Genomic DNA, 20,379 nt, shown 5'->3' with positions numbered 1-20,379 from the left:
TTAGGCTACTTCTCTTAAATCAACTGCTACAACTCTAGAAACGCCTTGTTCTACCATGGTAACGCCATAAATAATATCTGTACTGGCAATGGTACGCTTGTTATGAGAAACTACAATAAACTGAGATTCGTTAGAAAACTTACGTATGATATTATTGAATTTATCAATATTAGTATCATCTAGCGGGGCATCAACCTCGTCAAAAATACAGAATGGTGCAGGTTTTAATAAGTAAAGCGAAAACAATAAAGCCGTAGCGGTTAAGGTTTTCTCACCTCCTGATAATTGATTGATAGACAATGGTCTTTTACCTTTTGGCCTAGCAATAATATCAATATCAGAATCTAAAGGCATATCCGGGTTGGTAAGAATTAAATCGCAGTTGTCTTCTTCATTAAATAAAGAGCGGAAAACACGCATAAAGTTTTCTCTTACATGAGTAAAAGCTACCATGAATTTCTCTTTCGCTGTATCGTCAATCTCTTTTATAGTTTGTAAAAGAGAAGCTTTTGCTTCAGATAAGTCTTTTTTCTGAGCCTGAATAAAAGTATAACGCTCTTCCATTTCTTTATAGGCTTCCATAGCCATGGGGTTGATAGCGCCAAATTCATCCAATTGTTTTTTGATTTTATCTACCTTTTCTTTGGTATCTTGTTCTTCGGCTCCTTCAGGGATTTCGGTATCTAATAAATCTTCAATTTCTATATTAAACTCTACCGATAAACGCTCTTTTAAAGCATTTAATTCTAGTTTGAGGTTGTTTTTCTGGTCTTTAATCTCCGTTAGTAAAACATCTATATTTTCTTTTTTTCTTCTAATTTCTGATAGCTGATTTTCTAAATCGTTAACCAAACCACGTACCGCATAATAGTCTTTTTCTGCTTCTTGAAGCGCTTTTTCCATTTCTTCTTTTTGGTTGTACATGGCAATAAGGTCTTCATCATCATGGTCTACAAACTGCAAAGTATCTTTAATGGTAAGCTTGGTTTCTTCTAGCTCGGCACTGTGTTTATTGATTCTGTTTTCCAGATTTTCTTGTTGCGATTCTCTATACTCTAAATCTTTATCTAAACTGCTAACTTTATTTTGCTGCTGGTGAAATTTGATGTTTTCAGCATTGAAAGCAGAAGAACGCATGGTTAAAACCTCGCTAAGCTCGTTAAAAGCCAATTGTTGTGCTATCAATTGCTCGTTTATGATTTGCTTTTGAGCTATCAACTCGGCAATTAAAGGCTGTTTTTCTAATAATTCTGAGGCAATATATTGCAGTTTTTGCTCTATATCTTGTTTTCTGTTCTGACTGTTTTCTATAAAGGATTGATATTGTTCTTGTTTGGTTTGCACCGATATCAACTCGTTTTGTAGAAGATTAATCTGAGCTGATAAGGTATTAATCTCCTGTATTTTAGTAGCAGCTTTAAGTGTTTGTACTTTTAAAGCGCCTTCTTCTATATGGTCTTTAAGTTTTTTAAGCTGTACTTCTGCCTCTTTAATTTCTTTATTGAGGTTTTCAAGATTTTTAGCCCTACCAATTCTTTTACCTTCAAATAAACCAACAGAACCACCTGAAAGGGTGTATTTACTCTTATTAAACTTTCCTGATTTTCCTATCAATACCATAGGAGAATTTAAAAGTTCAGCGTTTAAATCTTGCTCTCGGCTATCATCAACTAAAAAGACATGACTTAGCAAATGGTTGAATAGCTTTTTGTATTTCTTATCTGTTTCTGTAACAGATAATACGGGTATACCACCTTCTGGAGCTACTAATTCTTGCACTTCTTTATCTTCTAAATTATTTAATATAAAGAAGTTAGCTTTTCCTCTTGAAGAATTACTTAAAAGCTGTATAGCCTCAATTGCATCGCTATATTGCTCTACTACATAATGGTTCATCAAAGGCTCTAGAAAATTTTCTATGGCTACACGATACTCCTCATTACAAAAAAGAATATCAGAAAGTAGCGGAGCCTTTTTTGTCCATTGGGTATTCTTTCTTAAAAAGCGAATAGATTCTGGAAAGCCTTCCAAATTGTCAACCATACTTTTGGTAAGGTTATATTCATTTTGTTTGGCATCCAGCTTTCTGCTGATGCTGTTAAATTGTTCTTTATTATCGGCTAAAATAGCCTCTGTAGAAGCTAAATTTTCCTTTAATTCTTCTTCTAGCTCTTGTAAATGTTCTAGCTGATGTTTCTTACTCTCTAAACTTTCAGAAATATCGGCTATAGCCTTATTAAAATTAGATAATTCAATTTTTCTAGAGTCGGTATCGGCTATATTTCTACGTGTTTCTTGGTCTAAAGCTTCCTTTTGGATGTTTAAAATCTCAATATCTTTCTCTACCTGGTAAACCTGATTTTGCAAAGCATTAGATTGGTTTTGCATTTGGTCTAGCCCTTGTTTAGATGATTGCTGCTGTATACGTAATTCCTCTACCTCGGCTTTTAAAGCCTCTAATTTTGTGCTGATGCTTTGCAGATTTTGCTCTTCCTGTAATCTTTCCTCGTTTAAGCGTTTGATATTATAAAAAATGTGATTCAGTTGTGTTTTATCTTTCTCTAAATCATCATTAAGTTTACTCTCTTTGTCTTGTAAAAACTTAAGCTGTTCGTTTTTAATCTTTTTCTCGCTTTCGTATGCTCTAATTTTACTTACAAACTCGTTAGTAGCTTTTTGCTGAACAGATAAGTTTTTCTCTTTTGTAAGGTTGTTAAATTTATGTTTTTGGATGTCTGCATCCAACTGATCAGCTAAAGTATTGATACCTTGTTTAACTTCTAATTGCTCTTTTTCACGTTCATCTAATTGTGCTAACGAATCTCTAAAACCAATAATCCTGAAAGATGCCAATACAATGCTTAAAGCATGATATTGTTCTTTTAAACGATAATAACGTTCTGCTTTTTTAGCCTGATTTTCTAAGGTTTTAAGGTTTCTTTCAATCTCGAAAAGTAAATCTTCAACCCGACTTAAATCTGCTTCAGTATCTTTTAACTTATTAAAAGTTTGCTTTTTGCGGAGTTTATATTTGGATATTCCTGATGCTTCTTCAAATAAAGCTCTTCTTGAGTTTTCTTTGTTGGTAATGATTTCATCTATCATTTTTAACTCGATGATAGAGTAGGAGTCTGGCCCGATACCAGTATCTAAAAATAAATCGGTAATATCTTTTAGCCTACATTGTACATCGTTTAAACGATATTCTGATTCGCCCGTACGATAAAGTTTACGGGTTATGGTTACCTGCGAAAAGTCTGTCGGCAGGATGTTTTTGGTATTGTCAAAAGTTAAAGATACTTCAGCTAGGTTGGCTGGTTTTCTGGATTTTGTGCCGTTGAAGATGATGTTTTCCATTTTCTCTGATCGCAGCATTCTGGTACTTTGCTCGCCCAAAACCCATCTGATAGCATCTACCACGTTAGATTTACCACAACCATTTGGCCCTACAATAGCGGTTACGCCTTCATTAAAGTTGATGGTAATCTTATCTCCAAAACTCTTGAAACCCTTAATTTCTAATTTGTTTAACTGCATGCATTAATAAAAACAGTGTATCTTTTAATTCCTCAAAACTAATTAATTTCTTAATTTGCAGTATGGAAAACCTCATATACATTTTAGCACCTATCGCACTTTTTCTCTTTAAAGCTTACCAAAACTTCCAAAAAGAGCAAGAGAAGGCTAGAAAACGTAATTTAAGCATCCCAGAACAGCCAGAAATTACGGTTAAAGATGAGGTACAAACCCAACCTATGATAGAAGAGCGTACTGAGGCTACCGAGCTTAAACCTGATTATAAACTTTCTAAGCCAGAAAAATACGAAAAAGAACAGTATGAACGTATGGTTTATGAGCGATTAAAAACTCCAAATCAGAAACCTAAAGACTATTATAATCCAGAAATTCCTAGTGCAGAAGTTATGAAAGGCAGAGCTATACACGAAAAACACAAGCATGGTATCAGCCTGCCTAAACAAGAAGAACAAGAAAGCTACGACTTTGATTTAAGACAAGCCGTTATTAACGAAGCGATATTGAAAAGACCGTATTAGGTGGTTAGATGGTTGGTTAGTTTGTTAGGTGTTAGTTAGTTAGTTTGTTAGGGTCGTTATTTCGATGAAGAACGAAGAAGTAAGTTGTTTTTTAATTGATTGAAGGATTACATCTATCTAATTTAATGGTTTATTTTAAGGTTTTATCTAATATAATAGAATAAAAAATGAAGAATTTTCTTTTAAAAACCTTATTATTCATTTTATTTATTTCTTGTGGAAATCCTAACAGAAAGAATATAGATAAAGTTGAGGTAAAAGATACTATAAGCACTTTAGTAGCAGATGAAGAATTTGTCTATGATAGTGCTTATGTGATTAAAATTATAGGAAAAGATTCCTTCTATCATATAAGAGAGGGTTATAAGAAAAATTTATATTCGATATTGGAAATTTTGGATACAGCAAAAGGATTAAAATCAAGTTTGGATTCTTATAAATTTGAAATTGTTAATCAACAGATTGTAAATTCGAAAATCGATTATAAGCTTATTTTAAATGCAATACCTGAATCGCCGGCAGAATTTGCAATTTATGATTCTTGCTTTTACAAATCAGAACTTGTAAATAAAATCAATAATTTTGAAAGACTAGTTATTTTATCTTGTTATGATAGTGAGGATAATTTTGTTTATAAGCTTGATTTTTGTGTAAAATATACCAATATGTATGCTGTAATATACCGAGGATTAGTGCAAAATGAGGAGAGAGAAGGTGATGGATATTATTATCATGATCTTAATTCCATTATATGCAAAAACAGCGTATTCTTTTGTAAAAGAGTATGGCCAAAAGTTAGTAAGCTTGCAAAAATGAAAGGAGGAGATATATACGATTTATATGATTGTAGGTGTGTTAAAAAAGTATTAGATGAATATAAATCTTGTAATTAGTGTTATTTATATAATCTAGCTTACACTTATTTAATATTAGTGCAACGATTATATTGTTTGTTTAATACCTACTAAGCTTGCAAAGAACACAAAGCTGGGGGAGGACTTATTAACTAGTTGATTTTTGAATGATGAATTGTTTTAACTTTTCACTTAAAACTTTCAACTTCTCACTCTCCTCACTGCTTCGCTGCATTAAACAAAGCTTTTAGTTCTGTAGCATCATCAGGATTCATTTTTCCTGATAAGATAAGTCGTAACTGTCTGCGTCTTAAAGCGCCATCATAAAGTGCTTTTTCTTCATCAGATTCTGGAATTAACTCTGGAACAGGAACTGTTTTACCTTCATCATTTAAAGCTACGAAAGTATAATACGCTTCATTAGATTTGATACGTGTTCCTGACGGAATGTTTTCTGCCCAAACATCTAACCTAACTTCAACAGAAGTATGGAAAGCCCTTGTAACTTTGGCATTTATCGTTACCACATCGCCCAATTTTATAGGCTGCTTAAAAGAAACATTATCTACAGATGCGGTTACCACAATGTGGTTGCTATGTCTTTGTGCAGAAATTGCAGCCGCTATATCCATCCAATGTAATAAACGACCACCCATTAAATTGTTTAGGGTATTGGTGTCATTGGGTAATACCAACTCGTTCATGGTAATTAATGAATCTTTTGCTTTCTTGCCGCTCATATATTTTAGTTTGTTCTGGGTAATTGTCTGCTGTTTAATTCTCTAAAGGCTATTAATTCTTCAAATCTGGAAGCTGGGGCTCTATAATAAACCAATATTTGGTAATCATTCTCGGTTTCAAAAAAAGAACCATCAAAAGCGTTATCATTGATAATTTTAACGTCTTCTGTAGCCCAAGTGTATTTATAATCATAAACACCTTGTTTTAAAAGCATCGTTTTTGAAAATTGTTTGCTTTCAGGATTATAAATCAATCTGCTATCTGCATTTTTTTGGTAAGCATTAAACTGCCCAATGATGTAAGCATGCCCGTTTGCATCTGGCTCTTCGGCGTTTAAGGTAAAAGTTATGGCTGCATAATCACCAGCATAGTCATCACTATTACCATCCTGATTGATAATATAAAACTTGCCATTTTCATCAAACTGATAGGAATAGTTTGGCGTATTTAAAACAGCATCAGGAAATAATAAAATTCTGTATAAACTATCCAATACGATTTGCCCCACTCGTTCTGATTTAAACCTTAAACTTCTGGTATCAAACCTTCTAAATTCATTAGCGCCATCAAAATCATTGGTTAAATTATCTGCATAAACCAATAAGTTGTTTCTTACAAAAAGAGGTTTATTGATGGTTTTGATTAAATCTGTTCGGTTATTTTTTAAGGTAACGATTCTTATTTCCTGATAAGGATTTTGAATAGCCAAACCCGGATGCGCAACATTGATATTAATTTTCTGACGCTCATCTCTTTTAGCTACAATTGCAGATTGTGTAATTTCTGCTTGTACATTAACCTTTGCTTGTATAATATATAACCTTCTGCTGATGAGTATTTTACGCTGGTCGCCATCTTCATAAACTTTAAGTAAGTAATTACCAGATATTTTAGGGATGATACTGCTATTGGGCAAGCTTAACTCGTAATGCGTATAGCTAATAAAAGTACCAAAGGAATATCTAAAGTTATTAATACGCTCTTCGGTAAAGCTTTGTAAGTACTCAATAGGAGATAAGGACGAAGGTTTCCAATCAGCATCGCAATGTTCTAAGGTGTAAAACAAATTTCTACTTCCACCACGTAAATCATCAAACTTTAAAATAATTTGCTGACTGCTACCTAAATTTAATACCGGAAAGCTTTGGTCTTTCTCGGCATTAAAAAACTCTACACTTTTAATCTCAGGGATATAATTTTTATTATCATAAACCGTGGCAGATTCTGGCGTAGGAGCAACAAAAGCCCTAACTTTTTTAGGTTTCTTTTGCGCAAAAGAAGATAAACTTAATAGCGTTAAAAACAGATATATCAAACTCTTTCTCATACCATTAAGTTTATTTAATATTTAGCCTTCTAAAATTAAAATCTCATCAGCCAGTTGCTCCCAATGTAATTGTAAAGCACCTAACTGTTCTTTTAATTGATGATAACGCTCGTTAACCTCTTTTAATTTTTGAGGATTACTATAAACTTCTTCTTTGGCAATTTCAGCTTCAGCTTCTTTTACCAATTTATCTTGTGCTGCTACATCATCTTCAAGCTTTTGCAATTGCTGATTTAGCTTTTTCAGTTGTTTAGCTTTATCATCAGAAACTTGTGGCTTAGCTTCTTCTTTCTTGGCCTTTTCTACTTTAGCATGTTTGATGCCTCCACCCGGAACAATCTCTTTTGCTCTTCTGGCTTGCCATTCTTCATACTCGGCATAAGTACCCGGATATTCTTTAATTTGTTTATCCTCAATAAACCAAATTTTATTAGCCACATTGTCTAAGAAATACCTATCGTGAGAAACGGCTATAAAAGTACCTTCATATTGCTGTAAGGCTTGTATTAAGATGTTTACCGATTGTATATCTAGGTGGTTGGTAGGCTCATCCAGAATCAAGAAATTGGAGTCCGTAGTTAAGGATTTAGCCAAGGCAACCCTGGATTTTTCGCCTCCAGATAATACCCTAATTTTCTTAAATACATCATCACCTGTAAACAAAAAACATCCTAAAATAGAGCGTAACTCGGTATCAGAATGTTTAGGAGCAAAAGCCTGTAGCTCTTCTAAAATAGCATTATCTAAATGTAAAGATTCTAATTGGTGCTGTGCAAAGAAAGTTGTAGTTACATTATGCCCAGTTTCACATTTCCCGCTAAAAGCTTCTGTACCTGCAATCATCCTTAATAGGGTAGACTTACCTTTACCATTAGCTCCAATCAAAGCTATTTTATCACCTTTTTCTATAAGTGCTTCGGCATTGTCTAAAATATCTATCGTTGGATAACTTTTAGTAGCATTTTCTATTTTGATGACATGTCTGCCAGAAGGTTTAGAGAATTTAAACCTGAAATTTACCGTTGGATTATCATCATCAACATCTTCAACACGCTCCATTTTATCTAAAGCTTTCATTCTGGATTGCGCCATTTTTGCTTTAGATGCTTTAGCCTTAAAACGCTCTATCAAACGCTCTTCTTGCTTAATTTTGGCTTGTTGGTTTTTAAATTCGCCTTTCTGAATTTCTGCTCTAAGCGCTTTTTCTTCTAAATAAAACGAATAATTACCAGAATAAATAGTTAATTTTCCTTTACGGGATTCTACAATACGATTTACAATTCTATCTAAGAAATACCTATCGTGAGATACAATCACAATAGCCCCTTCAAAACCATTTAAATAAGTCTCTAACCATTTTATAGAAGGTAAATCCATGTGGTTGGTAGGCTCATCTAATAGCAAAATATCAGGATTTTGTAGCAGTATTTTTGCCAGCATGACACGCATACGCCAACCTCCAGAAAAGGTATTAAGCGGCCTATGCTGATCTTCTGTGCTGAAACCTAAACCAGCTAAAATCTCATTGGCTCTATACTCGATATTATAACCGTCTAAAGCTTCAAACTCTTGTTGTTTATCACTTAATTTATTGATGAGTTCATCAGAATAATCAGTCTCAATTTTTTTAAGTAACACTTCTATTTCATCATGCAGCTGGTTTTGGCGCTCAAAAGCTTCCATAGCCACATGTAAAATGGTATGATGAGAATCGTAAGAAAGTAAATCTTGATTAAGGTAACCTATTTTAATGTCTTTTGACATAGAAACGGTACCTTCCGAAGGAGAGTACTCGCCAACGATAATCTTTAAAAGTGTAGATTTTCCGGTTCCATTAGCACCAATTAAACCTATTTTTTCTCCTGGTTTGATATGCCAGTTAGCTTCTTCATATAAAGCTCTTGAACCTATACGGAAAGTTAAATTATTTATCGCAATCATTTGGGCGCAAAGGTACGCATTTTTAGATAGCTTTTATTTCAGATTTCTGTTACACTAACACTCGTAAAATTCTATAGGCAATCCATCAGGATCAGCAATAAATGTGAATCTTTTACCTGTAAACTCATCTGTCCTAATATCCTCTACCTTAATGTTTTGATGTTCTAAAGTTATCTTAACGCTATCTAAATTATCAACAGCGAAAGCCAAATATCTTAGTCCACAAGCTTCTGGGAATGATGGCCGAGTAAGAGGCTTTGGAAAAGAAAATAGTTCTATACAATAATCATCGCCTAAGGCTAGGTCTAATTTATAAGAATCTCTAGCCTCGCGGTATACTTCTCTTATAATTTGAAGTCCTAATGTTTGAGTGTAAAAATGCTTTGAGACAGCATAATCACTACAAATAATGGCAATATGATGTATCTTTTTAAGTGCTAACATCATCGAACTTTAATTATCTCTCAACATCAGCATATCTGCAAACTCTCTTAAAACAGATTTCCTTTCTTCATCAACAGCTATTTTATTTAAAGATGCTAAACCTTTCGCGGCATAGCTCTCCATTTCTTTTTTAGCAATTTCTTGAATGTTTAAGCTGTTATAAATAGCGGTAACAGCCGCTACTTTCTCTTGAGTATTAAAGTTTGTTTTATTTAACCAGTTTTGAAGCTCTTCTTTTTGTGCTCCTTGCGCAAGCTCTAAAGCTCTTATCAGTAAAAAGGTTTTTTTATTAGAAATGATATCTCCGCCTACTTGTTTTCCAAATTTCTCTGGGTCGCCATAAACATCTAAAATATCATCTTGAAGCTGAAAAGCAATTCCTAGTTTTTCGCCAAAATCATACAGTAACTCAGCATCATTTTCTGTGGCTTCGCCAATTAAAGCCCCAATTTTTAATGCTCCACCCAATAAAACAGCTGTCTTAAGTCTTATCATATTGATGTATTCATCAACTTTTACTTCCTGATAGTTTTCAAAGTTCATATCAATTTGCTGACCTTCACAAACACCAACGGCAGTATCATTAAATATCTTTAAAATATCTGGTAGGATAGCCGGTTTAACCTGCATGATGAGTTTATAAGCTTCTACCAGCATCACATCTCCAGAAAGAATAGCCACAGCCTCATTCCACTTAGCATGTACCGTAGGATTTCCTCTTCTCAAAGGTGCTTTATCCATGATATCATCATGCATTAAGGTGAAATTATGGAAAACCTCAATCGCTAAAGCTGGTTTAATGGCCTTTTCAACATCGCCTTTGAATAAGTCTGTAGCCATTAACAACAAAGCAGGTCTTAACCTTTTACCACCTAAATTCATGAGATAGCTGATAGGCTCATACAGTTCTGATGGGTTTACAGGATATTTTTGTTGAGCTATAGCTCTGGTGATTAATTGTTGAAGATTAGAAATGCTGTACATTTAACTGTAAAAGATAATGGATTAGGAAATTAACGTAAAGTCTATTTGTCTCTTGCTTAAATCTACTCTTTTCACTCTGATACTCACTTCATCACCCAACTGATAGATTTTCTTTTTTCTTTGCCCAATAATACAATAATTTTTCTCGTCTAAGGTATAGAAATCATCAGAAATATCTCTCAGTCTAATCATTCCCTCGCATTTATTCTCTTCAATTTCCACATACATTCCCCACTCAGTTACACCAGAAACTATCCCCAAATAGGTTTGCCCGATGTTATCTTGCAAAAATTCTGCTTGTTTATATTTGATAGAAGCTCTTTCTGCATCGGCAGCTTTTTTCTCCATTTGGGAAGCATGCTGACAAAGTTTTTCGTAATGTTCTGCACTGGCATTGGCACCACCGTCTAAATAATGTTGTAGTAAACGGTGCGACATTACGTCGGGGTAACGACGAATAGGAGAGGTGAAGTGCGTATAAAAATCAAAAGCTAAACCATAATGACTGCTACTTTTGGTGGTGTAAATAGCTTTCGCCATAGAACGTATGGCTAATTGAGTTAATACGTTTTGTTCTTTTTTACCTTCAATATCTGCCATTAATTTGTTTAAGGACCTGGCTGTATCTCGGTCTGATTTGGTAGAGATTTTATGCCCAAATTTTAAAGCAAACTGAGAGAAATTGGCTAAGCTTTCTGGTTTTGGCGAATCATGTGCCCGGTAAACAAAGGTTAATTTGTTTTTTCCTTTTCCTTTTTTAGCGATAAACTCGGCAACTCTTCTGTTGGCTAGCAACATAAAATCTTCGATAAGTTTATGCGCATCTTTACGTTCTTTGATATAAACACCAGTAGGCTTGCCTTTATCATCAAGTTTAAATTTAACTTCGGTAGATTCAAAACTGATAGCACCATGTTTAAACTTACGGTCTCTAAGTTTGTAAGCTAAATCATTTAAAATTAATATCTCATCAACAAAATCACCTGTTTTTTGCTCGATAATTTCTTGTACTTCTTCATAAGCAAAACGTCTGTCTGAGTAAATGACTGTTCTGCCAAACCATTCGTTCTGGATATTTGCTTCAGTATCTAATTCGAAAACAGCAGAAAAACATAGCTTTTCTTCTTTTGGTCGTAAAGAACATAAACCATTTGATAAACGCTCTGGCAACATTGGTATCACCCTGTCTACCAAATAAACAGAAGTTCCTCTATCAAAAGCTTCTTTATCTAATTCTGTTTCTGGTATGACATAATGAGAAACATCGGCAATATGAACACCTACCTCATAGTTTCCATTTTCTAATTGTCGGAAAGAGATAGCATCATCAAAATCTTTCGCATCAAAAGGGTCTATGGTAAAGGTGGTGATTTTTCTAAAATCTCTTCTTTTAGCTATCTCTTCTTTAGAAATCTGGTCTGATATAGCATTAGCTTCTTTTTCTACCACTTCAGGAAAAGCCAATGGGAAGCCATATTCTGCTAGAATGGCGTTCATTTCGGTGTCATTCTCACCTTGTTTTCCCAAAATACTTTTGATAATGCCTACTGGGTTTTTAGCGCCATCAGGCCAATCAACAATTCTTGCTAAAGCTTTTACACCGTTTCTGGCGCCATTTAAATCCTCTAAAGGGATAAAAATATCATGAAGCATTTTTCTATCATCAGGAATAAAAAACGCAAAATGCTGAGATACTTTTACCAAACCTGTAAATTCTAATTTGGCTCTGGTGATGATTTCTACCACTTCACCTTCTTTACGCTTGCCTTTTTTGCTGGCGTAAACATATAGTTTTACAATATCGCCATGTAAAGCAGTTCTTAACTTACGTGGAGCTATATAAATATCATTTTCAAAGGTATCATCAGGGATTAAAAATGCAGAGCCATCATTAGCCATATCAATTTTTCCAGTTACAAAAGTTTCTATCTCATGTAATTGATATTTGCCTTTCTCTTTTTCTATAAACAAACCTTCTTTAGTAACATCTTTAAGAACGTCGTATATAGTTTTTTTTGATTCTGGATCACTGATATTTAGTTTAGCCGCTACTTGTTTATAATTGAGAGGCTTATTACCGTTTTTTTCAAAAATATCAGTGATAAGCTGTGCAAGAACATGTTTGATGTTATTTTCTTTATGATTAGACATAATGTGATGTGTTTGTTTTAAATATAGTCTTAAAAGCTTAAAATGAGGATTAAGTTTTAAAGAATTTTTAGATTTTCATGAAAATTTCATTAATCAACATCATTAAGTGTGTGATATTTCAAAAAATCTACCATTGAAGTATTTATTAGGGTTTAAAATTAAGTGTTTTGCTCTAGTCGGGTTGCAGCTTCTTTCCTTTCTTGTAATGGCATTTTCGCACAAGGCTTTCCGGCCTCATGGGCGTCCAACCCTATTTACTTTTTTCTTGATAAAAAAGTAAACAAAAAATCAAGGCTGATGAATATTTGTTGTTTCGTCTAAATAAATCTTTAACTACAATCCTGAGTGGTGTGAATGGTTTTACTTGATGAAGGTTTCTACAACACCCGTCGGATTGTTTCCCGCCAGTGCATAATGAAAGTTTTTGCAAAAGATTTATTTGCCTACACTTCCAAATCTTCATAGGCCGTCTTTCGTTCTTCGGGAAAATGAGTTTTATATTAAAGGCAGCTCCTAAATATCTGCTCTTTAGGGTCTTTATACTTTATACTCCGTACTTTATACTTTTAAAATGTTTTAAATAGCCAGCATTTAGGTCTTTTTACTTTATACTTTTGACTTTTTACTTAAATAAAGCCTATAGCGCATGCGGTTTTGTGTTCGAGTTTTTACTAACTTTCAATAAGCATAAACGAGCAAAAATAAGCGCTCCCTGTTTTTGAGTGTGGGTAAGGGATGTGCGACAAAGGCTCCTGTGGGATTGATCAGGACTTTTGGTTCCTTTTGGTCCCGCAAAAGGAACGAGCCCCGCCGGCGATAGAGGCGGATAATTATTCTCATTAAAGATATTTGAATTAATGGGCTCGGAGCACAAGGCTTTCCGGCCTCATGGGCGGCCAACCCTAGGCACTTTTTTCTTGAAAAAAAAAGTGCCCCAAAATTCAAGGCTGATGAAGATTTGTTGTTTCGTCTAAATAAATCTTTATCCACAATCCTGAGTGGTGTGAAGGTTTTTGTATATTGAAAGCTACTACAACACCCGTCGGATTGTTTCTCGCCAGTGCATAATGAAAGTTTATGCAAAAGATTTATGGGTCTTTCCTGCCAAATCTTCATAGGCCGTCTTTCGTTCTTCGGAAAGTTTGGTTTAATATTATTGGAAGTTCCTAAATATCTGCTCTTTAGGCTCTTTATACTTTATACTCCGTACTTTATACTTTTATGGGTACACGGTAGGTTGCAAACGAGCGCAAGATAGTCTTTCTACTTTCTACTCTGTACTATCTACTTTCAAGACTTATAAACAAAAAACTCTCCTAAAAAGGAGAGTTTCAAATTTAAATTCTTCTGATATCAGCACCGAGTGCTCTTAATCGGGTATCAATATCTTGATAACCTCTTTCTATTTGTTCAATATTATAAATGGTAGATCTTCCTGATGCAGAAAGTGCTGCAATTAATAAAGAAACACCAGCTCTAATATCAGGTGAAGTCATTTCTATACCTTTTAACTGATATTTCTTATCTAAACCAATAACAGTCGCTCGGTGTGGGTCGCATAAAATAATTTGTGCACCCATGTCTATCAATTTATCTACAAAGAATAAACGACTCTCGAACATTTTCTGGTGAATCAATACCGAGCCTTTGGCTTGTGTAGCCACTACCAAAACGATAGAAAGTAAATCTGGTGTAAAGCCTGGCCAAGGGGCATCAGCAACGGTTAAAATAGAACCATCAATAAATGTATCTATTTCGTAACTTTCTTGAGCCGGTATAAAAATATCATCACCACGTAGTTCCATTTTGATACCTAACCTTTTGAAAACATCAGGAATGATACCTAACTCTTGGTAGCAAACATTTTTGATAGTAATTTCAGACGCTGTCATGGCAGCTAGACCAATAAAAGAGCCAATTTCTATCATATCTGGCAATAAACGGTGTTCTGTACCGCCTAAAGCTTCTACACCTTCTATGGTTAATAAATTAGAGCCAATACCCGTAATTTTCGCACCCATGCGATTAAGCATTTTACAAAGTTGTTGTAAATAAGGCTCGCAAGCTGCATTATAAATGGTAGTAGTTCCTTTTGCTAAAACTGCCGCCATCACAATATTGGCTGTTCCGGTTACAGATGCTTCATCCAATAAAATGAAAGTTCCTTTTAATTCTGTTGCATCAACATTAAAGAAATTGGTTTCTGCATTATAAATAAATTTAGCACCTAATTTTTCGAAACCTAAAAAGTGCGTATCCAAACGTCGTCTGCCAATTTTGTCTCCACCTGGTTTAGGAATCGCGGCTTTACCAAAACGGGCTAAAAGCGGACCTACAATCATAATAGAACCTCTTAAGCTGCCACCTTTTGCTTTAAAAGTTTGAGATTGAAAAAACTCTAGGTTGATATTGGCTGCTGTAAACTCGTAGGTATCTTTGGATAGTCTGTTAACTTCAACACCTAGGTCACCCAAAAGCTCAATAAGCTTATTTACATCTTTAATATCGGGTATGTTGCTTATGGTAACTTTTTCTGGTGTTAATAAAACAGCAGAAAGAATTTGCAATGCTTCATTTTTTGCTCCCTGGGGTATGATTTCGCCTTTTAAAGGTTTACCACCACGAATCTCAAATGCATTCATCATATAGAATTGGTTTTTTGATTTTGATTAGTTTGATCTTTTACCGCCACCATTGTTTTGGAAATTTCTAGGGCGGTTTTTGTTGTTGTTATTTTGGTTGTTATTATGTCTTTGGCCACCACCACCTCTGTTATTTTGGTTGTTGTTTTTCTGAGAGCGTCCATTATTGTTACTGCTTGATGGGGTGTTTTGTTTAACATCAACGCGGTTTAAAACAACCTGACTTAAGTCTAACTCTCCACCAGATAAATCATTTAAATCAGAAATGATTTGTTCATCAGCAACATGGTCTTTATTCCAAAGTACATAAGCCATTTTCATAAAATTAGCGATAGAATTTACCATGTGCTGTTTTTTCTCAGGCTCGGTAATTTCCTTTGCTCTTTTGATCATAAGCTCAATGGTTTTTCCGTAATGCTTAAACTTAATACGGTTTTGCGGATAGCTTAAAACTTCTGGTCTGAAATTGATACCCTCTTTAGTTGGAGTAGGATAAGGCGAATCTACATCTATCCTAAAACCTGAAATGATATGTAAGTGATCCCAAAGTTTGTGTTTAAAGTCTGGAACATCTCTTAAATGTGGGTTTAAAAAGCCCATCATATCTATCACCACTTGGGCGTATTTATTTCTTTCTTCTTTGGTTGGTAACTCGCAGATATATTCAACCATATTCTGCACATTTCTACCATACTCTGCCAAGATTAATTTATCTCTTGAAGTATTGTAATCAAATTTATTTTCAACAGTGTTATTCATTTTTGAATTATTAAAGCTAAATGGTGTAAGCTTTCTTTCTATACTGATAATGTTTTTTAATGTAATGATTAACCTATCCGTCTGATTATGAGATTGTAAAAATCAAAATAATTTAATAAGGCAGGTTAAAAAACAGTAAGTAATTTTAATTATGTAGCTAAAAGCCGCAATTTAAGAAAATAAATAAAATTGCAATGTTTTTTTATTTTCCTCTTTTGTACTAATTTTTAACAATTCTTAATTTCGCAAATTTTAAGAGCAGTTGTTTTTGCCCAATCTCCTTAAAGAAAATGGTTGCTTTAATATCTGGTTTGGTACCTTCTATTTGGATTACTTTTCCAAAACCAAAACGCTCGTGTTCTACTTCTTCTCCAACCTGTAGGTTAGAAGTATCATCTGGTGTAAAACCTACTGTTGGTACATGTGCTTTTGCTAATAAAGAAGTGGTTTTTACTTTACCTGTTACTGGCGGTTTAGGCTTAGAAAAATGGTCGCCACTATTATTGCTAGAAGTAGTTTTACTTTGCCATTGCGACCGTTCATTCTCAAAAAACGGATTCCCTGTTGGGGCTTTTTTAACAAAATCTAACTCCAGATATTTAGGATCTATCTCATCTAGAAACCTAGACGGCTCGCAATTAATTAAGCTACCAAATTTAAATCTGGAAGTTGCATAGCTGATATGCAATTTCTTTTCGGCCCGGGTAATGGCAACATAAAATAAGCGACGCTCTTCTTCTAAATCTGCCCTAGAGTTTAATGCCATTTGAGAAGGGAAAAGATTTTCTTCTAAGCCTACGATATAAACCTGAGGAAACTCTAAGCCTTTAGAAGAGTGGATGGTCATTAAAGAAACGGTATCCTTATTGTCTCCTTTATCGTTATCATCATTGGTAAGTAATGCTATATCTTGCATAAAAACATCCAGACCTTTATCTTCAATATCCTCACGCTCAGAAAACTCTTTAATACCATTCAACAATTCCTGGATATTTTCATATCGGCTTAAGCCTTCTACAGATTTATCATCATATAAATCTTTTAATAAACCAGAATGCTGGGCGATATGTAAAGCAGCATCATAGGCACTACTATTTTTTGCAACTGCAGCAAAACTTTTAATAGTAGTGGCAAAATTACTCACAGATAATGCTGCTCTATTATCAAGGTGTTGAGCAGCATCGCTAATAATTTCAAACATGGTTTGGTTTTGCTGATCTGCAGCTACAATAATTTTATCTATCGTAGTTTTTCCAATTCCCCTTGCCGGATAATTGATAACTCTTTTAAATGCCTCTTCATCACTTGGATTAAAAGTTAAGCGGAAATAAGCTATCAAATCTTTAATCTCTTTTCTTTGATAGAAAGATAAACCACCATAAATTTTATAAGGAATGCTGAGCTTCCTTAAAGCCTCTTCCATAGAACGAGACTGAGCGTTTGTTCTGTATAAAATGGCAAAATCGCTCCAGTTTAAAGCGTTATTGCTTCTTTCTTGTAGAATAGATTCGGCAACACTTTTACCTTCCTCATTATCAGAAAAAGAGCGGGTTATTTTTATTTTATCACCGATATCGTTCTCAGAGAAAACATTCTTATCTAACTGATTTTTATTATTTGCAATGATGCTATTGGCAACATTGACAATATTTTGCGTTGAGCGGTAGTTTTGCTCTAGCTTATAAATTTTAACATCTGGATAATCTTTTTGGAAATTTAGAATATTTTGGATGTTAGCACCTCTAAAACCATAAATGCTTTGGGCATCATCACCAACTACACATAAATTATAATTAACAGCCGCTAGTTTTTTTACAATCAGGTATTGTGAAAAATTGGTATCCTGATACTCATCTACCATTAAGTATTTAAACTTATGTTGATATTTATGCAAAACGTCCGGATGTTCTTTTAACAATACATTGGTTTTAAAGAGTAGGTCGTCAAAATCCATAGCTCCGGCTTTAAAGCAACGGGCAGCATAGGTTTCATAAACTTTACCCAACATGCCTCTGCCAGTAGAAAAATCTTCGGCTTGTATTTGCTCGTTCTGATTATATTCTGCGGCAGATATTAAATTGTTTTTGCACATAGAAATTCTTCCATACACAAAATTTGGGTTGTAAAGCTTATCATCAAGATTCATTTCTTTTAAGATAGCTTTGATTAAGCTTTTGCTATCATCGGTATCATAAATGGTAAAGTTATTAGGATAGCCTATTTTATGCGCTTCAACCCTAAGTATTTTGGCAAATACTGAGTGGAAGGTACCCATCCAGATGTTTTTAGCTTCGGCACCCACTACTTTCATGATACGCTCACGCATCTCTTTTGCCGCTTTGTTGGTAAAAGTAAGAACCAATATCTGAAACGGATCTACACCTTTTGATATTAAATGTGCAACACGATAAGTAATAACCCTTGTTTTACCAGAACCAGCACCAGCAACAATCATTACTGGGCCTTGTGTTTGTTCTACAGCTTGTCTTTGTGAAGTGTTTAATCCTTTTAAATAATCCAAATCGTCTCCTTTTAACAAGACGCTAAATTAAAGAATGCTTAGGAAATAATCTTCATGTTATAGCCTAAAGATTTCCACTATCTTGATTTGGATTTTTTAAACCATGTCTGGATGGGTCATGCAAAGCAATATTGATATCCATAATTTGTTCATCAATATCATCCACGCATTTTTTCATTTGTACGATACATTCCTTTTCCTCAATTAAATTATCCTGCGAAAGCATAATTAAACCTTTTAAAGTAGCAACAGGTCCACGTACTTGATGGGAGAGGTGGTAAGAATATTCGGAAAGTTTTTGATTTTTGCTGAGTAGATCTTTGGTACGCTCGGCAATGATTTCTTCTAATTTAAGATTAACCCTATCTAAATCTTCTTTCTGTCGAATAACTTCTTTATTTAAGGCTATAAGTTCTTGATTACTTTTTTCAGTTTTTCTTTTACTTCTAATGAGGATAAATATGATGATAGCAGAAAGAATAGAAACGATGATAGCAGCCATAAAGAGTATTCTGTTGTTTTTTTGGCGTTCTAAGCCAACCTCGTATTGTTTTTGAATTTCTGCATTTTTGATTTGTTCCTCGTTGAGCTTTACAATATTCGCTAAATTTTTTTGATATTCTATGCTATCTAATGAGTGAACTTCTTTTAAGTATTTTAAAGCTTGCTTATGGTTTTGTTTTGTTGATTCTAATTCATATAATAACATTTTGAAATCATAATTTGCTTTTTGATTATTGAGATTTTCTGATACACTTAAGCCATATTTAGCTACTTGTTCACATTCTAAAAATTTATTTAATTTTAAAAAAGCATGCCCGAGTAGTTCGTAAGATGTTAATGAGATGTTTTTTAAATTTTCCTTTTCTGAGATAGCTAAACTTGCTTTTGCATAATCAATCGTTTTATCATAATCATTCAAATAATAAGATACTGTGCCTAAATTTTGATAAGCAGAAGATAAGCCAATTTTATTATTAAGATTTTTAAAATAAATCATACCTTTAACTAAATATTGTTCCGCATCTTTATACTGCTTTTTTGTAATATAAAGAGTTCCAATATTCAAATTACACCCTGCTATTAAATCTTTTAATTCTATTTTGGTAGCGATTTCCAATGATTTTTTAAAATAAAATAAAGATTTCTTATAGTCAGTATTTAAAAACATACTACCTAAGTTGTTTAGGCATCTTGCGTGACCTTCTTTAAAATTATTTTTTTTAAATATTTCAAGTGCTTTATAGTAATAGAAGCTAGTGCTATCAATTGTATTTGATAAATAGCTATAATTTAAACCTTTGATTCTATAAGATTCTGCTATTCCTTTTTTGTAGTTAATTAAGGTTGCTAATTCAAAAGCTTTATTTGCAATTTTTATCCCTTCTAAAGGATTTGTAAATTTTAGTGATGAAGCTTCTTGATTAAACTTAATGACTTTTACTGAATCTTTAATATTTGCTCCATTAACTTTTAATAAAGAACAAAAGTTTAAGAAAAACAGTATAAGAAGTAATTGATAAAATTTCATTAAGTACAATTAGTTGAAAAGTAAATGTATCTATAAAAATTAAATTTTTTTTACAACAGTAAAAAAAAACATAATTTGTTTTTAAATAAAAACAATTAATTAATTAAATAATAAAATATTATAAAAGTTAAATTTTATTTCTTGTATTAAACACAAGTATATATATTTAAATATTATTAACATTTAAATATAGAAATTATGAAGAAATTATTCTTACTTTTTGTTGCGTCTTTAACGATTTTCGCAACTTCATGCAAAAAAGATGACATCAAGATAGAAAGCAAAGCAGAAAAGCCTATGATAATGCATGGAGCAACAAAACTTACAACTACTTACGGAGAATAATACCCCATACCATAAAGGGAATTGCCAAAATCTTGTAACAATTCCCTTTATAATTTACATCTCCAAATCATCATATTCAGATAA

Annotated in this window: 14 protein-coding genes; 3 read left to right on the top strand and 11 right to left on the bottom strand. The window is 33.5% G+C overall.

What is annotated here, in order from left to right; translation table 11 throughout:
* Positions 1-3,537, bottom strand: a complete 3,537-nt coding sequence (gene smc, locus H510_RS0113940; protein ID WP_026904884.1) for a chromosome segregation protein SMC — start codon at positions 3,535-3,537, stop codon at positions 1-3.
* A gap of 62 nt (positions 3,538-3,599) precedes the next feature.
* Between smc and H510_RS0113935 the strand changes: the two genes are divergently transcribed.
* Entirely contained in the window at positions 3,600-4,055 is a 456-nt protein-coding gene (locus H510_RS0113935) for a hypothetical protein (protein WP_026904883.1), read from the top strand.
* A 167-nt stretch (positions 4,056-4,222) separates the two neighbouring features.
* Complete coding sequence (locus tag H510_RS0113930) at positions 4,223-4,948, top strand: hypothetical protein (protein WP_026904882.1); 726 nt, start codon at positions 4,223-4,225, stop codon at positions 4,946-4,948.
* Between the two features lie 179 nt (positions 4,949-5,127).
* Here H510_RS0113930 and H510_RS0113925 read toward each other — a convergent pair whose 3' ends face one another.
* From H510_RS0113925 to H510_RS0113880, 10 genes are all read right to left on the bottom strand, one after another.
* Complete coding sequence (locus tag H510_RS0113925) at positions 5,128-5,649, bottom strand: acyl-CoA thioesterase (RefSeq protein WP_026904881.1); 522 nt, start codon at positions 5,647-5,649, stop codon at positions 5,128-5,130.
* Between the two features lie 5 nt (positions 5,650-5,654).
* Entirely contained in the window at positions 5,655-6,977 is a 1,323-nt protein-coding gene (locus tag H510_RS0113920; protein WP_026904880.1) for a type IX secretion system plug protein, read from the bottom strand.
* 21 nt (positions 6,978-6,998) lie between these two features.
* Positions 6,999-8,918, bottom strand: a complete 1,920-nt coding sequence (gene abc-f / locus H510_RS0113915) for a ribosomal protection-like ABC-F family protein (RefSeq protein WP_026904879.1) — start codon at positions 8,916-8,918, stop codon at positions 6,999-7,001.
* 54 nt (positions 8,919-8,972) lie between these two features.
* On the bottom strand, positions 8,973-9,365 hold the full coding sequence (gloA2, locus tag H510_RS0113910; RefSeq protein WP_245584838.1) for an SMU1112c/YaeR family gloxylase I-like metalloprotein: 393 nt from the start codon (positions 9,363-9,365) through the stop codon (positions 8,973-8,975).
* 6 nt (positions 9,366-9,371) lie between these two features.
* Positions 9,372-10,346: a polyprenyl synthetase family protein gene (locus H510_RS0113905; RefSeq protein ID WP_026904877.1), complete on the bottom strand. Its 975-nt coding sequence runs from the start codon at positions 10,344-10,346 to the stop codon at positions 9,372-9,374.
* Between the two features lie 21 nt (positions 10,347-10,367).
* A complete protein-coding gene (rnr, locus tag H510_RS0113900; protein ID WP_026904876.1) occupies positions 10,368-12,497 on the bottom strand; it encodes a ribonuclease R in 2,130 nt (709 codons plus the stop codon).
* A gap of 1,337 nt (positions 12,498-13,834) precedes the next feature.
* Positions 13,835-15,139, bottom strand: a complete 1,305-nt coding sequence (gene murA, locus H510_RS0113895; protein WP_026904875.1) for a UDP-N-acetylglucosamine 1-carboxyvinyltransferase — start codon at positions 15,137-15,139, stop codon at positions 13,835-13,837.
* Between the two features lie 27 nt (positions 15,140-15,166).
* A complete protein-coding gene (locus tag H510_RS0113890; protein ID WP_026904874.1) occupies positions 15,167-15,898 on the bottom strand; it encodes a DUF4290 domain-containing protein in 732 nt (243 codons plus the stop codon).
* A 220-nt stretch (positions 15,899-16,118) separates the two neighbouring features.
* On the bottom strand, positions 16,119-18,419 hold the full coding sequence (locus tag H510_RS0113885; RefSeq protein WP_026904873.1) for an ATP-dependent helicase: 2,301 nt from the start codon (positions 18,417-18,419) through the stop codon (positions 16,119-16,121).
* Between the two features lie 64 nt (positions 18,420-18,483).
* On the bottom strand, positions 18,484-19,950 hold the full coding sequence (locus H510_RS0113880; protein ID WP_026904872.1) for a tetratricopeptide repeat protein: 1,467 nt from the start codon (positions 19,948-19,950) through the stop codon (positions 18,484-18,486).
* 198 nt (positions 19,951-20,148) lie between these two features.
* On the opposite strand from H510_RS0113880, the gene H510_RS20155 reads away from it, so the two are divergent.
* Positions 20,149-20,295 carry a hypothetical protein gene (locus H510_RS20155; protein WP_155977979.1) on the top strand — a complete coding sequence of 49 codons (147 nt, stop codon included), beginning with the start codon at positions 20,149-20,151 and terminating at the stop codon, positions 20,293-20,295.
* Positions 20,296-20,379: the final 84 nt, after the last annotated feature.

This window comes from Pedobacter glucosidilyticus DSM 23534, assembly GCF_000425145.1.
Lineage (GTDB): Bacteria > Bacteroidota > Bacteroidia > Sphingobacteriales > Sphingobacteriaceae > Pseudopedobacter > Pseudopedobacter glucosidilyticus.
This window is presented reverse-complemented; position numbering and strand designations above follow the sequence as displayed.

What these genes read in the sequence shown, in the direction of transcription:
- smc (WP_026904884.1), bottom strand. Translation starts at nt 3,537, where the DNA reads ATGCAGTTAAACAAATTAGAAATTAAGGGTTTCAAGAGTTTTGGAGAT.
- H510_RS0113935 (WP_026904883.1), top strand. Translation starts at nt 3,600, where the DNA reads ATGGAAAACCTCATATACATTTTAGCACCTATCGCACTTTTTCTCTTT.
- H510_RS0113930 (WP_026904882.1), top strand. Translation starts at nt 4,223, where the DNA reads ATGAAGAATTTTCTTTTAAAAACCTTATTATTCATTTTATTTATTTCT.
- H510_RS0113925 (WP_026904881.1), bottom strand. Translation starts at nt 5,649, where the DNA reads ATGAGCGGCAAGAAAGCAAAAGATTCATTAATTACCATGAACGAGTTG.
- H510_RS0113920 (WP_026904880.1), bottom strand. Translation starts at nt 6,977, where the DNA reads ATGAGAAAGAGTTTGATATATCTGTTTTTAACGCTATTAAGTTTATCT.
- abc-f (WP_026904879.1), bottom strand. Translation starts at nt 8,918, where the DNA reads ATGATTGCGATAAATAATTTAACTTTCCGTATAGGTTCAAGAGCTTTA.
- gloA2 (WP_245584838.1), bottom strand. Translation starts at nt 9,365, where the DNA reads ATGATGTTAGCACTTAAAAAGATACATCATATTGCCATTATTTGTAGT.
- H510_RS0113905 (WP_026904877.1), bottom strand. Translation starts at nt 10,346, where the DNA reads ATGTACAGCATTTCTAATCTTCAACAATTAATCACCAGAGCTATAGCT.
- rnr (WP_026904876.1), bottom strand. Translation starts at nt 12,497, where the DNA reads ATGTCTAATCATAAAGAAAATAACATCAAACATGTTCTTGCACAGCTT.
- murA (WP_026904875.1), bottom strand. Translation starts at nt 15,139, where the DNA reads ATGAATGCATTTGAGATTCGTGGTGGTAAACCTTTAAAAGGCGAAATC.
- H510_RS0113890 (WP_026904874.1), bottom strand. Translation starts at nt 15,898, where the DNA reads ATGAATAACACTGTTGAAAATAAATTTGATTACAATACTTCAAGAGAT.
- H510_RS0113880 (WP_026904872.1), bottom strand. Translation starts at nt 19,950, where the DNA reads ATGAAATTTTATCAATTACTTCTTATACTGTTTTTCTTAAACTTTTGT.
- H510_RS20155 (WP_155977979.1), top strand. Translation starts at nt 20,149, where the DNA reads ATGAAGAAATTATTCTTACTTTTTGTTGCGTCTTTAACGATTTTCGCA.